This window comes from Lacipirellula sp. (assembly GCF_965279485.1).
In the GTDB taxonomy this organism is placed as follows: domain Bacteria; phylum Planctomycetota; class Planctomycetia; order Pirellulales; family Lacipirellulaceae; genus Lacipirellula.
On record NZ_CBDIIC010000002.1, the window covers coordinates 1,154,163 to 1,174,134 of the forward strand.

The window sequence follows — 19,972 nt, forward strand, 5'->3', positions numbered from 1 at the left end:
GAACGGAAACGGCAGGGTTGAATGCGTGTTACTTCGGCCGTTTGCCCCCAGCGGCCTTACCGGGAACGCGCGGGTCATGCACGCCCATGAACTGACCGTTACCGTCGATTTCAATCGCCTGAGCGACGGCGCCGGAATCGATCAGATCAATCTTGTGGCCTCGCTCTTCGAGTTCCTTGACAATTTCTTCGGGCATCTTTTTTTCAACTGTCAGCACGTCAGGCATCCACTGCTGATGGATGCGCGGCGACCCGACTGCGTCGGCCAGCGACTGCTCGAAGTCGAGCCGACGCAAGATTGCCAACAGCACGGAGGTGATGATCTTCGGCCCGCCCGCGGCGCCGACGGTCATCACTGGCTTACCGCCCTTGAGCACGATCGTCGGCGTCATGCTGGAGAGGGGTCGCTTGCCCGGCGCCACGGCGTTGTTTTCCGCGCCGACCAACCCGAAAGCGTTCGGCTTGCCGGGCTGGGCCGAGAAATCGTCCATCTCGTTGTTTAGCACGATGCCCGTGCCGGGGACGATCACCTTAGAGCCGAATGTGGTGTTCACGGTCGCCGTGATCGCCACCCAGTTTCCATCGCTGTCGGCGGCGGTAATGTGCGTCGTGTGCTTTTTGCCGAAGACGTCTTCAGCTGCAGCCGGCGGCTCGCCATGACTCGGAACCGCCGTTACCTTCTTCGGGTCGATCCGTTCCGCCAGCGCGACTGCGTACCCCTTGTCGATCAACCCGCGCGGCACGCCGACCTCATCGGGATCGCCCAGCCAGTACGCCCGGTCGGCGAAAGCCAACTTCATCGACTCAGCGATGATGTGCAGCGCTTGGGCCGGATCCTCTTTGTACTCCTTCTTTAAATCGAAGGTCTCTAGCATGTTGAGCATCTGCGCAACATGCACGCCTCCAGAACTCGGCGGCGGAAAACCGACGATTGTCCAGTCGCGGTAGGTCGTCTTCAGCGGCTCGCGCTCGACGGGCTTGTAGCCGGCGAAATCGGCCGTGGTAATGATGCCGCCGTTGTCGGCCATCCAGCGGGCAACTTTCTCGGCGTAGCCGCCGCGGTAAAACCAGTCGGTCCCTTCCTCAGCCATCGCACGGTACGAGCGGGCGAGATCAGGCTGCTTGAGGATGTCGCCCTCGTTGTAGGCGCCACCGTCGGCCTGTAGTAATGCTCCGCGACTGCCAGCAAATTTGTCGAGCGTCTTGGCCGAGGCCTTCAGCTTGCCGGCGTAGATGCGGTCGATGGGGAACCCCTCTTCGGCGATCTTGGCGGCAGGGAGAAGGAGTTGCTTCAGTGGAAGCTTGCCGTACTTAGTGACGGCCAGATCGTAGGCGGCGAGGGCGCCAGGAATGCCTATCGCGAGCGGGCCAGTTTGGCTCAGTTCGGGATCGGCCTCGCCGTCGCGAAGGAACATGTCGCGCGTGGCGGCAGCGGGGGCCTCTTCACGACCGTCGATCGCGACCAGAGTTCCATCAGCCAAATGAATCAGAATGAAGCAGCCGCCGCCAAGGCCAGAGTTGTGATTGTCGACGACGCCCAAGGTGACGGCGGTCGCCACGGCCGCGTCAATCGCGTTGCCGCCGGCCTCGAACGCGGCCACGCCCGCTTCAGTGGCAAGCGGCTGGACCGACGCCACCATGCAAACGGCCGCCTGTTCAGTGGCCGGCGCCGACGCGGCAGCCTTCTTCTTTTCTTTCGCCGGAGCGGCTGTTTGCGAGCAACCGGCGAGCAACGTCGCCAGAGTAAGAATCAAGGCGACGCGGTAGAAGGGCGACGTGGCTGCGAAGTTCATCACGGTTTAGAATGGTCCTATGGGACAGCGAAAACGGCAGCAACGATTGTAGGCGATAGAAGCTGGGACTGAAAATGACGCGATCGATCCAAACATCCAGCGGCACGCTTCTGTGCCTACTCTGCTGGCTCGGAATCTCTCCCCTACAAGCGGAACAATCGGCGCCACCGGCCGAGGACGTCCTAGCGGTTGCCGCGGCAATTCCCGACGGCGGAACCTACGTCTGGGACGGCGGGAGCGGCGTCCCGCACGAAATTCGCCACGAAGGCGAAACGATTCTGCCGGCCCAAAAGAAGGGTACCTACTGTAGCGGCTTCACGTTTACCGTGGCGATGGAGGCGGCCCGCGAGCGCGGTCTGCTCCGCGGTAAGAGTGCCGACGCCGTGCGACAGTTTCAAAAAGAGTGGTACGGCTCGACCAAGGAAGCCGCTGAACGGCAGTGCGCGCTGGCCGTCGAACGGCTCGGCATCGGTAAGGAAATCACCGATCTCATGGACGCCCGGCCGGGCGATTTCGTCCAAATCTGGCGGACCAACAAGACGGGCCATAGCGTCGTCTTTGTCGATTGGGTTCGTGAAGGCGAAACCGTCGTCGGCCTGAAATACCGCAGTTCGCAAAAGTCGACCAACGGCGTTGGTGATCGCGTCGAATACTTTGCCGACGCCAAAGGACACGATGGCAAGGTCGATCGCAGGCGGACCTACGTCGCCCGTCTCGACCCGATGCTCGAGTAGCCGACGAGCAAGTTGCACTTCACCGCAACGGGCTAAAAATGCGCATGCCACCCTAAAGGCTGCGCAGAAGCGAGCAATTACTCGCGTTCTTTTGTTCCGAAAATGGCTGCGGCGATTACAATGCGCAGTGGGTCGTTGTGCAGCCGTGCGACGATCCCTTCTCGTTTCGGAACAGACAGAGGAAGGCACGACGGCATGGCTCGTTCGTTTGATCTATTCAATTTTGCTGCGCGTCAACTTACGCGCGGGCGTCGTCGCAAGCTGCCGGCAGTCGCCCCCAACGTCAGCTTTCGCTTCGAAACGCTGGAGCCTCGGGTCGCCCTCGCGGCAGACGGCTTGGTTCCCGTTGGCTACCAGCCAACTGGCCCGCTGACGGGCAAAATCGTCTATACGTCAGGCGGTCACGGCATCGAGTACGAGGGCGGGTCGACCAACAACGGCTGGCTCTCCGACCGGCCAGACTACAACGAGATCGTTGAAGACTTCGGCAATCAGGACCAGCTCACCTATTTTGCCGACTACCTGCTCCGCGCTGGAGCGACGGTTGTGCCGATGCGGCCGGTGGGGCACCAACTAAATGAAGTGGTGCTTGATAACGACTTGCCTGCCGTGACCTACACCGGGGCGTGGTCGAACAGCACCAGCACCAGGTACTACGACGAAGACTACGGCGCAACGGCCGATACGGTTCCGTACCGTTATGCGAGCACGGCCGCGGGCGCTGAAACCGCCGTCGCGACCTATACCCCGAACATCCCGGAAGAGGGGTTCTATCCGGTTTACACATGGGTTCTCGCGGGAACGGATCGGACGTCGCAGCTCTACAAAATCAATCATACGGGCGGGCAAACGCAGATCCGCGTCGACCACAGCAAAGTTGGCAGCGGCTGGGTCTACCTAGGTACCTACCACTTTGATGCTGGCAGCTCTGCCAGCATAGGCTCGGTCCAAATCAGCAACGAGGGTGCGGCCGGCAAGGTCGTCATCGCTGACGCCATTCGATTCGGTAACGGCATGGGCGACCTCCGCGAGGGCGCCGGCGGGTTCGGAACAGGAACCGTTTCGGGCTACCCGCGCGAGGACGAAAGCTCGTACTTTTGGCTGTACCGCAGCATGGGCATGGGGATCACTCCCTCGTCAGTATTGGGGACGGGCAATGTCTCGGCGCCATCCAACATGGCGCAGTACATGAATCAGAACTCCAACCCGTTTGGAACCAGCGTCTACATCAGCTTCCATTCCAACGGCACGACGGGCAATCCGGCGACGGCGACCGCCCGCGGCGCGATGGGGGTCTACGACTCCGACGCCGCAACCCCTCACCAGACTGACTTGGCGCTCTTCACCGGCCGACAAATCAACCAGGATCTGCAGGCGCTGAACGGCGTCTTCGAAAACAACTGGAGCAATCGAACCACCCACTCCAGTTCGGGCGGCTTCGGCGAGATCGATCTGGGCGCCTCCGCCGAGATGGACGCGACCATCATCGAGGTCGGCTTCCACGACAACACGCTGGACTCGCAGATGCTGCGCGACCCCAGGGTTCGCGATCAAATCGGCCGCTCCACGTACGAAGCCGTTCTCGAATACTTCGACGCCTGGGGGGGATTGAACGCTCCCACCACGGTGGCCTCGGCGCCGAAGATTGCGTCCGCCGTCAGTAATGCGTCAGGTGAAGTGACGCTCACATGGTCTGCCGGGCCCTCCGGAGGCGTATATGGCGCTGCGGCCACGGGCTACCGCATTTACGCTTCGGCCGACGGCTATGGCTTCGACGGCGGCACGCTCGTTTCGGGCGCCGGCACGACGACCGCAACGCTGGCCGGCTACGATCCAACCATTCCGTACTTCTTCAAGATTGTCGCCGTCAACGCCGGCGGCGAATCAAAGTCTTCCGAGGTCCTAAACGTCTTGCCCAGCGGCGGGCCAAAGCAAATTCTCGTCGTCAGCGGTTTCGATCGTTTCGACCGCACGCAGAACGCCCGCTACGCCTACTATGAACCAACCGGCAACTTGGTCGATCGCGTTTGGGCCCGTTACAACAATAGCTTCGACTACACCGTGCAAGTTGCAGAGGCGATTCAAGCCTCTGCTAGCGGCGTGAACGTCGCCAGCGCAAGCAACGAGGCGATTGTCAGCGGCGCCGTCAATTTGGCCGACTACGACGCCGTAGTTTGGATTCTCGGCAACGAGTCGACGACGAACCGCACATTCGACGCGACGGAGCAAACGAAAGTTGAAGCATTCATCGCCGGCGGCGGACATCTGTTCGTCACTGGCAGCGAAATCGGCTGGGATCTTGATCAAGCCAACAACGGCCGTAGCTTCTTTGAAGGAACTCTGAAATCTAACTACGTCGCCGACGATGCGAACACGTACAACGTCGTCGCTCCTGCGGCCGGGATATTCGCCGGTCTGACCTTCTCGTTCGATGATGGCTCGCAGTACTACAACGTGAGCTACCCCGATGCGATCGCGCCGCAAGCCGGAGCGATTTCCGCGCTGACTTACAGCGGCGGAACCGGCGGCAGTGCAGGGGTCCAGGTCGCCGGAACCGGCGGTCGCGGCAACATTGTCGTGTTCGGCTTTCCTTTTGAAACCATCACCACCGCCGCCAATCGCGCTGCAGTGATGGACCGCGTCCTCGATTTCTTCGGCGTCGGCGCTGTCACTCCGCCGACGCCCACAGGCGATTTCAACGGCGACGGCGTTGTCGATGGCGCTGATTTCCTCGCGTGGCAGCGAGGCTTCGGCGCCGCCGCTCCGACGCTGGCCCAAGGCGACGCCGACCAGAACGGCGCCGTTGATAGCGCGGACCTGGAAACCTGGAAGTCGCAGTACGGCAACGTTGCGGCGCCGCCAGCTACATCTTTCGCCCTAAGCGGCGCCTCGGCAGAGATGTTGGCAGCGCCCGATGCTACGGAAGAACCGGCTGCAGCGTCCGCCGTTCCGATGTCGTTTGGCTGGTTGAGTCAACGGGCTTCGACGGACAAGGCCAGGGGCATTGCCCCCTCCCTCGCATCAGCGAAGAGCCGCCTTGCCATACAAACTTCTGCACTGCGACAAATCGACAGCGTCGCGGAGTCGATGCAGCCGCGAGATAACCGCAACATCGAGTTGGGATGCTCCCGCAGTACAACCGTCGCCGAAGCAGTCGACCAGGCTTTCGACGATCATCCCCTGGACGGCGATTGGGTCACGCTCCTGTAATTCCGGCGTTGACCGGTTGATCAGCGAGCACGCTTGCTATTCGCGCCGCGCCGTCGCCGCGGAACGCCTTCTGGGCAGAAGAGAAAACCACATGAGTTGGAACTGGATCGCCAATCGCACCGCACGGAAACGCCAGCGTTTCTCGACGAACGCAACCCGCGGCCGGCGAGCGCGTTCGCTATCGATGGAATCGCTCGAATCGCGCGTCACCCTCGCAGCGGCAGGACTCGTCGACGTCGGCGTTCAACCCGATGGCGGCCTAGATAGGAAAATCGTCTACCTCAACGCGGGCCACGGGAACCAGGCAGCCAACACCGGCAGCGGCGCTTGGTCCTGGCAGCGCACGCGGCTCCTCAATATGATCGAAGATCTGGGAAATCAAGACCAGATGTCGTTCCTCGCCGACTATTTGTTCCGCGCCGGCGCCACCGTCGTCCCAATGCGCCCCATCGGCTACCAGCCGAACGAGGTGGTGCTCGACAACGTCGACGTTGGGGTCACATTCTCTGGGGCGTGGTCGAACAGCAACTCGACAATTTATTTCGGCGACGCAGGCGAGACGCCCTACCGTTACGCTTCGACTTCAGCGACCGAAACCGCCGTCGCCACCTATCGGCCAACCATTACGGTTGCTGGAAACTATCCGGTCTACGCTTGGACGCGTTCCGGTTCAGATCGCGCGGCCGACCAACTCTACCGCGTCAACCATTCCGGCGGCAGCACCGAGGTTACGGTCAACCACCGCATGGTTGGCAACGGCATGATCTACCTCGGCACCTACTATTTCGAAGCGGGAACTTCCGGCTCAGTGGAAATCAGCAACCGGTCGAGCGAGTCGGGACGCGTCGTCATCGCCGACATGATTCGCTTTGGCAACGGCATGGGCGACACAGACCGGGGCGCGGGCGTTTCGGGCCGCAGCCGCGAGGACGAGCTCTCGCTCTACTGGATCAAGTGGCAGGTCGACCATTCGCAAGGCGTACCCCTCAGTTCCTACCGTTCGTCGAGCACGAACGTCGACGGCGAGGCCAACGTCGGCGCCAGCCCCCGATACGCGGCGTACATGAACCGCGAACAGGAAGGAACTCTCGCTGATCGGCTTCTGATTAGCTACCACAGCAATGCCGGCGGCGGTCGCGGCGTCACCGTGCTGCACAACACAGCTTCGGGCGGCGCAACTCCCAATCAGCTCCAACTCGCGCAGATCCTAGGAACTGAAATCAACGGCGACCTAGTCGCGCAAAATGGTCAGTTCGAGCACGCCTGGAACAATCGCGGCTCAAATATCACCTACCAAGCTGATTTCAACTACGGCGAACTGAACAACAGCTATATCAACGGGGAATTCGACGCCACGATTATTGAAATCGCGTTCCACGACAACCAACTCGATGCGGAGCTGCTGCGCGACGCTCGCGTCCGCGACGCGGCCGCCAAAGCCAGCTATCAGGGAATCGTAAAGTACTTCCGCGCGGTGGACGGCAACTCAACGCCGCTTACGATGCTGCCCGGGAAAGTGACTCAAGTCCGCGCTGAAGGCGCGTCCGCCGGGTCCGTAAAAATTTCCTGGACGCCGCCAACGGCGAACTCCTACAACGGCGATGCGCCCATCGGGTATCGCATTTACGGTTCTACCAACGGCTACGGCTTCGACGGCGGAACCTACGTAGCCGGCGGGGCGACCGCCAGCTTTGTGATGACGGGGCTTGATGCGGCCGCCGGACCGTACTACTTCAAGGTCGTCGCGGTCAACGCTGGGGGCGAAGGCGCCGGATCGGAAGTCGTGGCGGCGACGCCGGTGGCGTCTGCTAAAAAAGTGCTGATCGTCAACGGATTCGATCGCCTCGATCGCAACATGAATCCCACACAGACGGCCAGCGGCGGCATTGTCGAACGCGTGCGGCCCCAGCAGAGTAATTCGTTCGACTACGCGGTGCAGGTTGCTTCCGCCATCAGAGCGAATGCTCCCAATGTGCAAATCGACGCCACGTCGAACGAGTACGTCTCTTCAGGCGCGATCAATCTTTCCGATTATGAAGCCGTGTTCTGGATTCTCGGCGAGGAATCAACGACCACGCGCACCTTCGACGCTCTCGAACAGACAGCAGTCTCCGCCTACCTGGCGAATGGGGGCAAGTTGTTCCTATCCGGTTCTGAAATTGGCTGGGATCTCGACTCGCAAGGCGGCGGCGTCTCGTTCTACAACAACGTTCTGAAAGCCGACTATGTGGCCGACGATGCAGCCAGCTACAACGCCACAGGCGTGGCTGGTTCGATTTTCGCGGGCCTCTCCGTGGCCTTCGACAACGGAACGCAATTCTACAACGTCGACTATCCCGATCGCATCGCACCACTCGGAGGCTCTACGGCGGCGTTCAACTACGCAACAGGCGGCGCGGCAGCCATTCAACACACCGATAGCGTCTCGGGTTCGCAGGTCGTGATGCTGGCGTTTCCCTTTGAAACCATCACATCAGCAACGACGCGCAACTCCGTCATGCAGCGAGTCGTCGACTACTTCAACCTCCTTGCCCCGCCGGCTCCCGTCGCCGACTTCAACAGCGATGGCGTCGTCGACGGTGCCGACTTCTTGGCCTGGCAACGCGGCTTCGGCAAGACTAACGCCGCCCAGACAGATGGCGACGCCGACTTCGACGGCACGGTTAGTGGCAGCGACCTGGATGTTTGGAAATCTCAATTCGGCAGTGCGAGCCAACAGCCATCTGCCGTGGCTTCAGCCGCCCTCCGCAGCGCAGAAGGGGAGCCCGCGACCTCGCCACTGCCGAAATCTTTCCAAGCGCCAACAGAGCGTTCCACCGCCAACCTCGACAGTCTCGCGGGCATTCCTAGGTTGAGGGCGGCAAGCGACTCCCCGCAGCGACGAGCGGCTCCCCAGAGTGCACTTTGGGCGGAACCTTCCGCATCAACTCAGTTCATGCGATCGGGCGCCGCTGTCAGAGCATCAACCGAAGCCCAGAAGAGGCATTCCTCAGAGTTAGAACTTGCCCCTGAACACGAGAGCCAAGAAACAATCCGCACAGCGATTTTCGAAGAGATCGGTAGCGGCCCGTTCGATTCAGCGTTCGCGTTGTAGCATCTCGCTGACTCGCTTCCGTGGATGTGCGCACTTTGGGTCCACCTTTGATATGCGCATCGCGACTGCCTCAATTCGCCTTTTCCGGGGAAAAGCGGTTGATGGTTGCGCAAAGTAGTGAAAAAACTGCGCACCAAAGTTTCGTGTTTCTACGGGCTGAAGTTATGATGAGGGTCGTAGGCGGCTTGTTGGATCTTGCGGGGGCAGTGATCCGACAAAGCGGCCGCACCAGCGGCTTCCTCATTATTGAGGAAGCCGCCGGCGGCTTGCCGCCCCCTTTTCGACGTGCCTGCTGTGGCGGCCGGCGCGGCGGTCGAATGTGCAGTGGACAATTCGGTTCGTCGTGTTCGCCGTATCTCATATGCGTCAAATCAGCCTGCAGTAGCATCGCACATTGTCGATCTCGGCCCGCCGAATTGCGGTGCCATGATTCGACCCGGCTCTATGATCTTTCCACGATTCTCCGCAATGAGTCAGCTCATGTCCTCGCCGCGCAAGGTTGATGGAACCGACGGCGTGCCGAACGGGATGCGCCGTGCGGGGAACGACAGTGGTTTGCCGCAATCAGACGAGCGTCGCGGTGTGACTACGCACGCCCCGAAGCTGACAATTCAGAAAGCTTCGCTGACGCACGCGACTGTGCGGGAACGTCCGCAATTTCCCACGATTCTGCTAGTGTTTTCGCAAGGCGGGGAAACAGAAAATCATCCCCGAGTAGGGACGACGCGCGCGTTGTAGAAAGCTGTATTTGCAATTAGTTTGAATAGATAGCGCGTGATCCGCGCAACGAGAATTTACCGTGAAATTTGCGCAATCCTTCAATGAAGAATTGTCGCTACGAATCGTGAAGAGCCAGCACTTCGAACTCGTATTCGCATCGTAAGCCGAGCAGCGATTACAGAAACGACATTTGAGATTCAATCAACCGAAACGTGGTCCTCTGGAATTTGTCGAGCGTTAGGCCAATCCCGTCGGATCGGAGAAGTTTAAGGAGACTATGATGAAGCACCGCATCAAGTTAGTAGCCGCCGCCGTCGCGGCCTCGGGAGTAGCCGCGATTGCATCGCCGGCATTGGCCGTTTCGTACGCCTCGAACGTGACGAAGACCGGCACAACGGTCAACTTCATTCTCAATTCGCCGGCAGACATCCTTAGCTACAGCATCAACGGGGGAGCCCCTGTAACCCTCGACGGCACGACCAAGGGCGCGAAGACGTTCAACCTCACGTCGGCATCCGACACGTTTTCGATCATTGCTGATCGGACGGACGCGACCGGTTACTCAGTGAAGACCGGCAACACGATCGCAGGCGGGACCAGTGCTCTGTTTGCTGCCTCAGATGAAGGCGGCTTGCGGACGATCAGCGATGACACGAGCGTTCTCAATCGTTTCAACAGCCCCCGCGGAATCAGCGTTAGTAACAATCCTAACGCTCCGAATTTTGGCACGACGTACGTTGCGAACTCGAATACCGGCGCCTTGGTCGCGTCCGGTACATACCCGGCCCGCACTCTTGCCGGAGAAGGACTCTATGCACTCCGGAGCGATGGCAGCGACGCCTACGGCTTCGCGGATGCCGGCCAAAATCCAATGATCGACGGCTTTCCCGCTTGGTCGACCAATCCTGGCCCGACGGCTCCGACTGGATTGAACAGCCCTTTCCGTCCGTACGTCGCATCCGACGGCAGCGTCTACGTCTCGGACTACTCCGACCTCAACGGCAGCGTCATCCAGATCGCTCCGAATCTTTCCACCGGAATCAACGTCCTCCCGGGATTCACGGGAGTAACTCCGTTGCCGAGCGGCCAGAATCACGGCAGCACGACGTCCGTCCACGTTGAGGGCTCCCTCGCTGGCGGAAATTTAAAAGTCTTCACCGTCGACGAAGATCTGACGACGAACCATCTGACCGGTGCCGGCTCGACGACCGATTCAAACTCGTTGTGGCAGTACGATATCGGCAGCGGGCCGTTTCCGTCAGCAGTTACGCCGACCAAGATTGCGTCGGTGCTGACTCCCGGCGCTGCGACGGACATGCAACGGGGTGCTGACGGTAAATGGTACCTCTCGCAATACCGCGCGGGAGCTCTCAATTCGCCGACGCTGTTTGTGCTGTCTCCGGATGGCTCGACGGTCCTCTTCAATTCCCTCCTGGCGACACGGACCCTCACCGCTAACCCAACTGCGGACCGCGATATCCTTCAGTATGCGCAGGGCATGGCTGTATCGCCTGACCAAAACTGGCTCGCGCTGGTCCTGAATAATAGTGACATTGCTGTGCTGCCGCTGGTCGATGGCGTTCCGGATTTGGCCAACCGACGCGTCGTAGGGACTGCGCCTGACATTGTCTCGGGTCGCGACATCGCCTTCGATGCCGCTGGCAACATCCACTACGTCAGCAGCGGACAAGGCCTCTATCGGGTCATCGCTCCCGGCGGCCACTCGCTTGCCACGACGACGTGGAACGGGACTTCGTACGCCTTCAATGTGCAAACCATCACGCCCCCCGTTGGTCTGCCTGGCGACTTCAATGGCGATAGCAAGGTCGACGGGGCCGACTTCCTCCTGTGGCAGCGCGGCGGTTCGCCGACTCCGCTCAGCACGGCCGACCTCGATACTTGGAAGGCGAACTTCGGCACCTCGGCCGCGACTCCTGCGGCCTCGGCAGTGCCGGAGCCCGCCAGCATAGTCGGCGGTTTGACCGCAGCAGCCTTCGGCATGCTGGCGCTCCGTCGTCGGCAAGTGAAGAAGTAACTTTTGAGATCAACGACAATTGTTTGAGCAGTAGTGGCGGCAAATCGTTTTCCAACGTACTTCGTGCGTAGCAACTTCTGAGAAAGGACATGTCTAATGACTCTGAGGAACCTGGCGCTAGCCTGCGGGCTGTGCGCCCTGGCAGGCGCCTCCGCGCAAGCGGCGACGCTCTACAGCGAAAATTTCGACGTCAACGTGACGCCCAACTGGACCGTTAACAGCAACGGCGCAGGAACGAACGCGGCTAATTTCTTCTACGACTACAGCGTCATGGGAATTCCCTCGGCGCCGAACTCGGGCGGAAGCACCGTGGGCCTCAAGCTGCAGGCCAACATCAGTGGAACGGGCCCAGCCAGTGGAATCATCCCCGGAATTAGCGTATCGCCGACGGGGCAGTCGTTCTCCGGCGATTACAAGCTGCAATTCGATTGGTGGCATAACTGGATCGGCGGAACCACGGGCGGCATTGCAAACACCGCTGGCGGTTCGGGATCGACCCAGCTTTCCACCTACGGCATCATGTCGTCGGGTACGGTTTCCAACTATGCCGGCGCCGCTGACGGCACCTTTTTCGGCGCTACGGGCGACGGAGCTTCCTCTGCAGACTTCCGCGCCTACTCCCCCGCGAAGACGGCTGGTTACGTCGTTGGCGACGCCGCGGTCACTTACGCTGCCGCCAGCACGAACAGCAGCGCCGCTCTCTACCAAACGCTATTCCCGGCAGGCGCCACGGTGCCAGCTGCTCAGAACACCGCCTTCCCGACCACGCAGTTCGGGACGTCGGTGGCAGGCGCCGCTGGTTTCCGCTGGCACAACGTCATTGTCGAGAAGGTCGGCGCCATCGTCACCTGGACGATCGACGGCACGCTCGTAGCAACCGTTAACACCACGGGAATCACGATGGGCGGCGGGAACATCCTGTTCGGCATGGCCGACACGAGCCTCGGCGCCGGCACCCCGGCGGCCACCTTCGCCGCGGTTGATTTCACGTTGATCGACAACGTGCGGGTCACCGACAACGTCCCGGAGCCAACCTCCCTGGCGTTGGTTGGCCTCGCGGGCTTGGGATTGGTTGCCGTTCGTCGGCGTCGTGCCTAAGCGTTAGCCGTAGTCATTGCTGACGCAGCCTCCTCGAGTTCGCGGAGCCTCCTTAAGTCGTCAGTGACGTTTTTTACGAATCCCAGGCCGACGTTCCGTCGGCCTGGGATTTTTTGATTACAGGAAGGTGGCGCGGCGACGCATGCCGTAGTCACGTTTCCGCAGAGCAACGCAGATCGAATGCGGTTCGCCGTGATCTGCGCAGAAACGGGTAAATATCCCGTCAATGCGAGTTGCTTGCGGCATCGACGATGAGAACAATAAGTAATTGCTGAATGCGCGGATGCGCGTCGTGGCGGGCAGTTGGGCGTTGGCGTCTGGAACTGGGTTAGGAGCAACTAAGTAATGATTTTCCTGGGCATTCAATCTGGCCGTCGTCTGTCGCGGTCGCGTCGCAGCGCCGGCTTCACGCTGGTCGAACTGCTTGTAGTGATTGCCATTATCGGCGTCTTGGTAGCGCTGCTGCTCCCGGCCGTCCAAGCGGCGCGCGAGGCGGCCCGACGGGCGCAGTGCCAAAACAATCTCAAGCAAATGGGCATCGCATCCCTAAATCACCTTGATTCACAGAAGGCGTATCCTTCGGGTGGCTGGGGCGACGGCTTCGTCGGGGTTCCCGATAACGGCTATGGTAAGAACCAACCTGGTTCGTGGCAGTATAGCTTGTTGGAATTCATGGAACTCGGCAGCATTCGCAAGCTGGGGACGGGCGCGGCAACGAATTCAGACGCATTCAAACAAGCTATTATCCAGGTGAACACGACGCCTGTGCCGGCGTTCAGCTGCCCTTCGCGTCGCCCAGCTAGCCCATCGGTTGCGATGGGTATGGGAGCGCTGAAGACTGAATTGAAATTTCTTCAGGCAATCGCCGAATCGACTGGCATCGTGAAAAGCGATTACGCCGCGAGTGCGGGTACTAGCCGAATCTTCGCCTCGAACACGCCCGGCGGCCTACTTGTGCAACCCGACACTATCGCGGGGGGCAAGACTGCCGCTTGGTCTGACACCGACTCTACCAGCATGGGTGATCGCAACAGCAGCCCGAATCCAGCCTTTCAAAACGGTGTCGTCCATTATCGAAGCGAAGTTGCTGAGAATCGGATCGAAGACGGCACCAGCAATACATATCTGATCGGTGAAAAGTACATACCTGCAGACGTGTACGCAGGGAGTTCCGCAATGGCGGGAGTAGGATTCCCATCATGGGGCGAGAACCAAGGAATGTACTCGGGCTTCGAATGGGACAACCAACGCGTTGCCTGGAGTTCCGTCTGGCCAGTTGACCAACAGGAGAACTTCCAACCCAGCCAGGATCGGAGCGGCGTGACCGGCGTAACGCCAGAGCGGCCATTCGGCAGCGCTCATGCCGCAGCTTTTAACATGGTCTACTGCGATGGCTCGGTTCATTCCATTTCGTACGACATCGACGTGGTGACTCACGGCAGCCTTGCTGATCGCCAGGATGGCAATGCAGTCGCCACACCATAGCGATTGGATTGAGTTCGCCGAAGTAAGCAGGGGCGCTGAATCAACTTGATTCAGCGCCCTTTTTTTGTCGTTGCTTAATAATTTTTCTGTGTCGTCTCAGTTACTCTTCAAGTCGAACTTGTACATCTGTTTGAGAAAGGATGGATCATCCATTGCTACTTGAGCACCCAGTACCGTTTCTGTATTGAACTTGGCTGGAACTGACTCCTTGCCTCCCGACTGCTTCGAAACGCGAACCTTGTAAAAACCTACCTGAAGCCCCGGCGGCCAAGTCGGATCCGGACGTTCAGCCTTCGGAATGCTCGGCGACAGTTGCCCTCCGCTCGTCTCCCCCATAGCTGCCTTCAAGCTACTTCCGAGGAACGCCTCTGGCTCGAACGTCACCGTGGCGCCATCAATCGGCCGCCCGTCTAACGTCACGCTGCACATGATTGACGTTAGGCCGACGGGCTTTACTTGCCACGCTTCGATCCGTTGCCGAATCTCGTCCTCCGAGACTTTACTATCCTTATTGAGATCGAGCGTCGACATCGCTGCCTTAAACGAGGGAGCCGCGTCGAGCTCCGCCCCGGCAATAAACCCATCGCCATCCTTGTCGTAAGCCGTCATCGCTTCCGACGCAGCGCCCGAGGCGCTGATGCTTGGCGCTTGCACCCGCGACGGGCCGCTGCTGCAACCAGCCAGGGCGGCCAGCAGGCTCACGCCCAGAGCGCTCGTCGTCGGAACGGCAACCGTCCAACGGCGGAAGAACGATACATGATTAAACCGAGACATGACTTCAAAGCTCCTTGTGCGACGAGTCGTCGCGTCGAGGTGGGGCCGCCTGGCGTAAGAGTGATTTGTAAGCGACGAAACGCCCGTGGGCGCCGCCATCTTTCGTTGTACCTCACGCCCGCCGGTCGATCTACGCGCCCGCCAGCGTGAAACTGCGCACTTGCTTATCGCTCTCGCGCGATCGCTGCTTCAGTGCGTCAGCCGCCAAGAATTGCGGCCCGCCGTAGGGACATCGTGGGAGTCGCTTGCGTGCCCCAGGCCCGGGCTTTGCCCAGGAGTCGGCATCCATTCGGGGGGAGCCGCCCTACGTCCAGACGCCCAGTTACAAGTGGCAGGAACTGATCGACCGGTGGTAAACGAACGCTTGGCCCGAGCCCTTGTGGAGACGATAGGTAGGGATCGGATTCTTTCGCGCCATGCAAACCTCCTGATGCAATGGGTGTAGTACTACACCCAAGGAAAGGGGCCTGCTGCCGCGCCTCAGCGTCAAACGCCGGATGCTAAGAGTAGCTGCGAACAGAGGTTACGTTAAGTGGGCGATGAGGGGCTCGAACCCCCGACATTCACGGTGTAAGCGTGACGCTCTACCAACTGAGCTAATCGCCCGCACGTTTCGCGGCCCCACAGTTGTTACGGCCGCTGCTGCGATCGTAGTTTCCCGGGCGGGGGGCGTCAATCGCCGCTCGCAGCCGCCTCGGCGACCGTGAACTCAATCCGCGACGGATACTCAAGCGAGCAGTAAACCCGCTGCTCTGCCGGCCGGTAATCCTCCGCCTTCGCCTGAGGGATGTCCACGAAGGTCTGTGGATTGCGGTCGATGAGCGGATACCAGCTGCTTTGGACCTGGACCATGATCCGGTGCCCCTTTCGGAACAGGTGGTTGCGGGTCCGGAGATCAATCGTAAACTCCTCGACCTGGCCAGGGGTAAGTGGCTCGGGGCGTTTCATGCTGCGACGAAATTTTCCGCGCAGCACGTCGTCGGCGACCATCAATTGGTAGCCCCCCATCTCTGGCCGGTCGGGATAGTCCTCTGGATAAACGTCGATCAGCTTCACCACCCAATCGGCGTCGGTTCCGGTGGTTGCAGCGAACAATTTCGCGGCAATCGCGCCCGTGAGTTCCAGATCCTCGGCCAGTGGTTCGGTGGTGAAGTTCAATACGTCGGGCCGATCGGCGATAAAACGCTGATCTTCGACTTTCCACAGCCGGCCGGCACGGTCGAAGCGGGGGTCGTGGCTATCCTTGAGACCTTGCCAAAAGCCTTGGATGGGCCGCTTCGAGTAGGGAACGGGCTTCGCGGGATCGGAGACGTAGGTTGCGACGCTCTTTTCATCAGCGGCAAGGGGATTCGAGGTAAGCTCACCGTCGGCGTGAAAGAACAGTTCCTTCGGCGCGACGCCGACGCGCGGCGGCCAAGCGTCGTACGTTTTCCAGACGTTCGAACCGGTCTGGAACATCGTCGCCTCGGGAAGCTCCTCAGCGGTTTCGTCTTTCAGCCACCGGGCGAAGAACAGCGCCTCAATCTTCTGCTGGTAGTACGCCGTCAAGTCGCCGCCGAACTCGTACTCGCCGAGCCGATCGCCCGGGCCGCGCGACCATTGGCCGTGAAACCAAGGGCCGACGACGAGGCGGTTCAGGTCGCGCTTGTCGAGCGTTTCCAGCCGAGCGTAGAGGTCGAGCGCCCCGCCGAGATTCTCCGCATCCCACCAGCCGACGACGTTAAGCGTCGGCACCGCGACCTCTGTCAGCTGCGGCAGCGTGCAGCCCGCTTCCCAGAACTCGTCGTAGGTTGCATGAGCCATGAAGCTATTCCACGTCGGCGACGCGTTCTTCATGTACCGTTCGTTCATCTGGCTCAGCGGGCCGAGATCGAGAAAGAATTCGTAGACGTCGACTTGGTCGTACGGGAACTTCGCGTTCGTTTTCGGATCGAAGTCGAATAGGTAGGGGAGTTCCGCACTCGGCGACAGGCGAAAGGCGCCATTGTGGAAGAAGTCGTCCCCCATGAAGTAGTCGCTCGGCGAAGCCTGGGGACTGGCGGCTTTGAGGGCCGGATGCGGATCGACGAGCGCCATCGCCACGTACCACCCCGGGTACGAGACGCCCAGCATGCCGACGCGACCGTTGTTGCGAGGGACGTTCTTCACAAGCCAATCGATCGAATCCCAAGCGTCGGTTGATTCGTCGACGCTCTCCGGATCGTCGCGATGCGTGACGGGGCGATTCCAAATGAACTGGCCTTCCGACTTATGCCGCCCCCGAGCGTCTTGCACAACGATGATGTAGCGCTGCGGCGCCAGTTCGCGGAACGTGGTGGCGAAGTGCGTGGTGAACTCGCCGTCGGGATTCGTCACGCCGTAGGGCGTGCGGAGAAACAAAATGGGCAACTCATCCTGTTCCTGTTCCTTCGGCGCGTAGATCTGCGTGTAGAGCTTAACCCCGTCGCGCATCGGAATCATCGCTTCCGATTTCACGTACTCGACGGCAGGCTGCGGGAGCGCGGGCGGCATGGCCGGTGCACTCAACTCGTTGAACAGCGACACAATAATCAGCAGCAACGCAGGCATATTGATTCCAACGCTTGTGATCAAACCGACGCGTAACGCCTCCATCTCACACTGCTCATGGGCGACTGCCAAGTATAGAGGCTGAAGATGCGCTAAAACGTCGCCGCGGCGATGCAAACTCAGCCGGCGCCATTCGAACGATGTCGCCGCGAACGGCGCACAAAAAAAGGTTGCCTCCGCAAGCAAAGGCAACCTTCTGGGTCGCAAGCAAATGCTGCTCGAAAGCAGCCAAGCTCGATCGAGCTACTTCTTTTCTTCGTCCTTCGGCTCTTCCTGCGACTTCTCCAAGTCGCCGCCCGGCAGCTTGCTGTCGGCGATCAGCTCGCCGAAGGTCGGGCTCTTGTCGTCGTCCGGATCGCTATGCATTTCAGCGACCTTCGCCAGAGCGGCTTGGATCTTTTCCTTATCCTTCTTGTCGGTCTTCGCGTCGAGCAATTCGGCAAGTTGCTTGCCATAGGCGTTGCGGTGCGGGCCTGGCTTCTTGCCTTGGTGGCAGATGTTACACTTGGCCTCTTTCTTGACGTAAGCCGAGAACTCTTTGTCCGGATGGTCGTTCACGTAGAGCTTGTAGAACTCGACCTGGAAGGGGGCGATGGCGCTGGCCGACTCGGCGCCGAGGGCGCTAAGGGCGACGGCGCAGAAGATCAGAGCGAACGTACGCATGTGGGGAAGCTCCTGGTCATCGATTGAACGCAGCGGGAAGGAAGGCATGCCGCCATCGCCGCGCTAGGCAGTCGCCGCAGCGACCAATCCCATGGGTAGGCAGCATTTAATAGAATTAGCTGCCAGCGGCGCGTCAAGCTGCGCAGGAAGTGCCGTGGGGCTAGGGCTTTACAGCTTCTTCTGTCGTCGTCGCCGGCGGAGCGGCGAGCGGGGCTGGCGGCGTCTCGGCCAGCGGACCCGGCACACCGACAACTGGCTTCGAGAGAGCCGGCGCGTCGCCCGCAATCGACGGCGGCGCTCCTTCCGCGCCGGGCCAATCCGAAACGATGTCCCAGAGCGTCCGGCCGGCTTGCCAGGGCTGCTCCAGCGAGAACGCGGGGCCCGTTTCGAGCGGCGTTGCTCGTGCCGCAGTTGGCGTCGTTGCTCCGCCGATGGAAGGCGAAGTTCCCGACGCGCCGACGCCGGGATCCTGCGCTGCGGAAAGCGGGGCAACCGGCTCGGTCGTGGTCGGATCGGCGGAAGCCCCCATCGGCAGATCCTCGAACTCCACCACCGGCGGGCTCCGCAGTTCGGGGAAGCTCACTGGCGCGACGCCGCTTCGACCAGCGCGATCGGCGACCAGTCCGAACAGAATCAACGCTGCCAGCGGGATGGCCCACAGCGCATGCTTCCGCCAACGCGGCGACGTCCGCGGCGGCATGGTCCACGGCAACGTCGTCGCCGCGAAAGGAAGGGGAGCGTTCAAGCTCTCCAAAATCTCCGCGAGCTCCGCAATCAAATCGATCGGCGTTTGATGCCGATCCCCCGGCGCCTTCGCGAGCATGCGACGCACGACGCGCGACACGGAGTCGGGAATGTCGGAGCGGAAGCTACGCAGGTCGGGTGGACGATCGCTCTGGTGCTGCAGCAGTTTCTGTAAGGCGGTGCCCTGGGCGAACGGCGCCTGTCCCGCCAGCATGTAAAACAACGTGCAGCCGAGCGAATAAACGTCGCTGCGGGTATCAGCAAGCCGCGGATCGCGGGCTTGTTCCGGCGAGATGTAATCGAATGTGCCGAGCGTGATGCCGGTGGCGGTTAGCTCTTGCTCAGTCTCGTCATTGATCTGCCGCAGCCGCGCGAGTCCCATATCGACGAGCTTCGCCTGCCCGTCGATGGTGACCAAGATGTTCGATGGCTTGATGTCGCGATGCACTACCTCTCGCTGCCACGCATGGGCGAGGGCGTGCGCGATCTGATAGACGTAGCTAATCGCCTCCGCCACCGGCAGCGGACCGCGCTGCGAAACGACGTCGCGAATGTTTTCGCCGTCGATATACTCGAAAACGATGTAAGGCAGCCCGCGGTCGCGGCCAATGTAATGGACGCGAGCGATATTCGGGTGGTCGAGCCGCGCCGTCGATTGAGCTTCCACGAGGAAGCGGCGCTGCAAATCTTCGTCGCCAACCTGCCGCGGAGCGACGACCTTCACTGCGACGATGCGATCGAGCGTGGTGTCGAGGGCTTTGAACACCACCCCCATGCCGCCGCCGCCGATAAAATCTTGCAGCAGGAAATGGCCCAGCATCTCGCCGCGCAGGGCATGCGACAGCTCGCGCGTCGTCAGCCCCAACGGAAAGACCTGCGGCGTCACCGACGACGCCGAGCCGATGACGGTGACGTCGCTCTCTAGCGAATCGGGAAAATCGCCGTCGGCGCCAAGCGGCTCGTGGGCTGAGTCGTGGTCCATACGACGGTCGTTCGGCAGGCGCCAAGGGAAGGAAGCCGCACGCGTGCGTGGGGGCGGCCGCCTGGTTCGCGGA

Annotated in this window: 13 protein-coding genes and 1 tRNA gene; 6 read left to right on the forward strand and 8 right to left on the reverse strand. The window is 60.8% G+C overall.

Annotated elements, in window-relative coordinates; all coding sequences use genetic code 11:
* Window positions 1–28: 28 nt before the first annotated feature.
* Window positions 29–1,792 carry a gamma-glutamyltransferase gene (gene ggt, locus ACQY7R_RS12270; protein WP_428308894.1) on the reverse strand — a complete coding sequence of 588 codons (1,764 nt, stop codon included), beginning with the start codon at window positions 1,790–1,792 and terminating at the stop codon, window positions 29–31.
* Window positions 1,793–1,866: 74 nt separating this feature from the next.
* Between ggt and ACQY7R_RS12275 the strand changes: the two genes are divergently transcribed.
* The 3 genes from ACQY7R_RS12275 (at window position 1,867) to ACQY7R_RS12285 (ending at window position 8,830) form a co-directional block, all read left to right on the forward strand.
* Window positions 1,867–2,526 (forward strand): hypothetical protein, encoded by a 660-nt coding sequence (locus ACQY7R_RS12275; RefSeq protein WP_428305891.1) that lies wholly within the window; start codon window positions 1,867–1,869, stop codon window positions 2,524–2,526.
* Window positions 2,527–2,721: 195 nt separating this feature from the next.
* Entirely contained in the window at window positions 2,722–5,736 is a 3,015-nt protein-coding gene (locus ACQY7R_RS12280) for an N-acetylmuramoyl-L-alanine amidase (protein WP_428305892.1), read from the forward strand.
* Window positions 5,737–5,827: 91 nt separating this feature from the next.
* Window positions 5,828–8,830 carry a fibronectin type III domain-containing protein gene (locus ACQY7R_RS12285; protein ID WP_428305893.1) on the forward strand — a complete coding sequence of 1,001 codons (3,003 nt, stop codon included), beginning with the start codon at window positions 5,828–5,830 and terminating at the stop codon, window positions 8,828–8,830.
* A 149-nt stretch (window positions 8,831–8,979) separates the two neighbouring features.
* On the opposite strand, the gene ACQY7R_RS12290 is transcribed toward ACQY7R_RS12285, so the two are convergent.
* A complete protein-coding gene (locus ACQY7R_RS12290; RefSeq protein ID WP_428305894.1) occupies window positions 8,980–9,162 on the reverse strand; it encodes a hypothetical protein in 183 nt (60 codons plus the stop codon).
* Between the two features lie 668 nt (window positions 9,163–9,830).
* On the opposite strand from ACQY7R_RS12290, the gene ACQY7R_RS12295 reads away from it, so the two are divergent.
* Both ACQY7R_RS12295 and ACQY7R_RS12300 read left to right on the forward strand, forming a co-directional pair.
* Window positions 9,831–11,585, forward strand: a complete 1,755-nt coding sequence (locus ACQY7R_RS12295) for a PEP-CTERM sorting domain-containing protein (RefSeq protein WP_428305895.1) — start codon at window positions 9,831–9,833, stop codon at window positions 11,583–11,585.
* A 96-nt stretch (window positions 11,586–11,681) separates the two neighbouring features.
* The gene (locus tag ACQY7R_RS12300; protein WP_428305896.1) at window positions 11,682–12,683 is read left to right on the forward strand and encodes a PEP-CTERM sorting domain-containing protein; all 1,002 of its coding nucleotides are present in this window, start codon (window positions 11,682–11,684) and stop codon (window positions 12,681–12,683) included.
* Between the two features lie 117 nt (window positions 12,684–12,800).
* Here ACQY7R_RS12300 and ACQY7R_RS12305 read toward each other — a convergent pair whose 3' ends face one another.
* Window positions 12,801–13,214: a hypothetical protein gene (locus ACQY7R_RS12305; protein ID WP_428308926.1), complete on the reverse strand. Its 414-nt coding sequence runs from the start codon at window positions 13,212–13,214 to the stop codon at window positions 12,801–12,803.
* Here ACQY7R_RS12305 and ACQY7R_RS12310 point away from each other — a divergent pair.
* On the forward strand, window positions 13,104–14,168 hold the full coding sequence (locus ACQY7R_RS12310; protein WP_428308895.1) for a DUF1559 domain-containing protein: 1,065 nt from the start codon (window positions 13,104–13,106) through the stop codon (window positions 14,166–14,168). The genes ACQY7R_RS12305 and ACQY7R_RS12310 overlap by 111 nt on opposite strands.
* 96 nt (window positions 14,169–14,264) lie before the next feature.
* On the opposite strand, the gene ACQY7R_RS12315 is transcribed toward ACQY7R_RS12310, so the two are convergent.
* From ACQY7R_RS12315 to ACQY7R_RS12335, 5 genes are all read right to left on the reverse strand, one after another.
* The gene (locus tag ACQY7R_RS12315) at window positions 14,265–14,942 is read right to left on the reverse strand and encodes a hypothetical protein (protein ID WP_428305897.1); all 678 of its coding nucleotides are present in this window, start codon (window positions 14,940–14,942) and stop codon (window positions 14,265–14,267) included.
* Between the two features lie 533 nt (window positions 14,943–15,475).
* Window positions 15,476–15,548, reverse strand: a tRNA-Val gene (locus ACQY7R_RS12320).
* A gap of 66 nt (window positions 15,549–15,614) precedes the next feature.
* Window positions 15,615–17,510 carry a CocE/NonD family hydrolase gene (locus tag ACQY7R_RS12325; RefSeq protein WP_428305898.1) on the reverse strand — a complete coding sequence of 632 codons (1,896 nt, stop codon included), beginning with the start codon at window positions 17,508–17,510 and terminating at the stop codon, window positions 15,615–15,617.
* A gap of 243 nt (window positions 17,511–17,753) precedes the next feature.
* On the reverse strand, window positions 17,754–18,173 hold the full coding sequence (locus tag ACQY7R_RS12330) for a hypothetical protein (protein WP_428305899.1): 420 nt from the start codon (window positions 18,171–18,173) through the stop codon (window positions 17,754–17,756).
* Between the two features lie 160 nt (window positions 18,174–18,333).
* Window positions 18,334–19,899 (reverse strand): serine/threonine-protein kinase, encoded by a 1,566-nt coding sequence (locus ACQY7R_RS12335; protein WP_428305900.1) that lies wholly within the window; start codon window positions 19,897–19,899, stop codon window positions 18,334–18,336.
* Window positions 19,900–19,972 lie beyond the last annotated feature (73 nt).

What these genes read in the sequence shown, in the direction of transcription:
- ACQY7R_RS12280 (WP_428305892.1), top strand. Translation starts at nt 2,722, where the DNA reads ATGGCTCGTTCGTTTGATCTATTCAATTTTGCTGCGCGTCAACTTACG.
- ACQY7R_RS12295 (WP_428305895.1), top strand. Translation starts at nt 9,831, where the DNA reads ATGAAGCACCGCATCAAGTTAGTAGCCGCCGCCGTCGCGGCCTCGGGA.
- ACQY7R_RS12315 (WP_428305897.1), bottom strand. Translation starts at nt 14,942, where the DNA reads ATGTCTCGGTTTAATCATGTATCGTTCTTCCGCCGTTGGACGGTTGCC.
- ACQY7R_RS12300 (WP_428305896.1), top strand. Translation starts at nt 11,682, where the DNA reads ATGACTCTGAGGAACCTGGCGCTAGCCTGCGGGCTGTGCGCCCTGGCA.
- ACQY7R_RS12275 (WP_428305891.1), top strand. Translation starts at nt 1,867, where the DNA reads ATGACGCGATCGATCCAAACATCCAGCGGCACGCTTCTGTGCCTACTC.
- ACQY7R_RS12330 (WP_428305899.1), bottom strand. Translation starts at nt 18,173, where the DNA reads ATGCGTACGTTCGCTCTGATCTTCTGCGCCGTCGCCCTTAGCGCCCTC.
- ACQY7R_RS12325 (WP_428305898.1), bottom strand. Translation starts at nt 17,510, where the DNA reads ATGCCTGCGTTGCTGCTGATTATTGTGTCGCTGTTCAACGAGTTGAGT.
- ggt (WP_428308894.1), bottom strand. Translation starts at nt 1,792, where the DNA reads ATGAACTTCGCAGCCACGTCGCCCTTCTACCGCGTCGCCTTGATTCTT.
- ACQY7R_RS12335 (WP_428305900.1), bottom strand. Translation starts at nt 19,899, where the DNA reads ATGGACCACGACTCAGCCCACGAGCCGCTTGGCGCCGACGGCGATTTT.
- ACQY7R_RS12285 (WP_428305893.1), top strand. Translation starts at nt 5,828, where the DNA reads ATGAGTTGGAACTGGATCGCCAATCGCACCGCACGGAAACGCCAGCGT.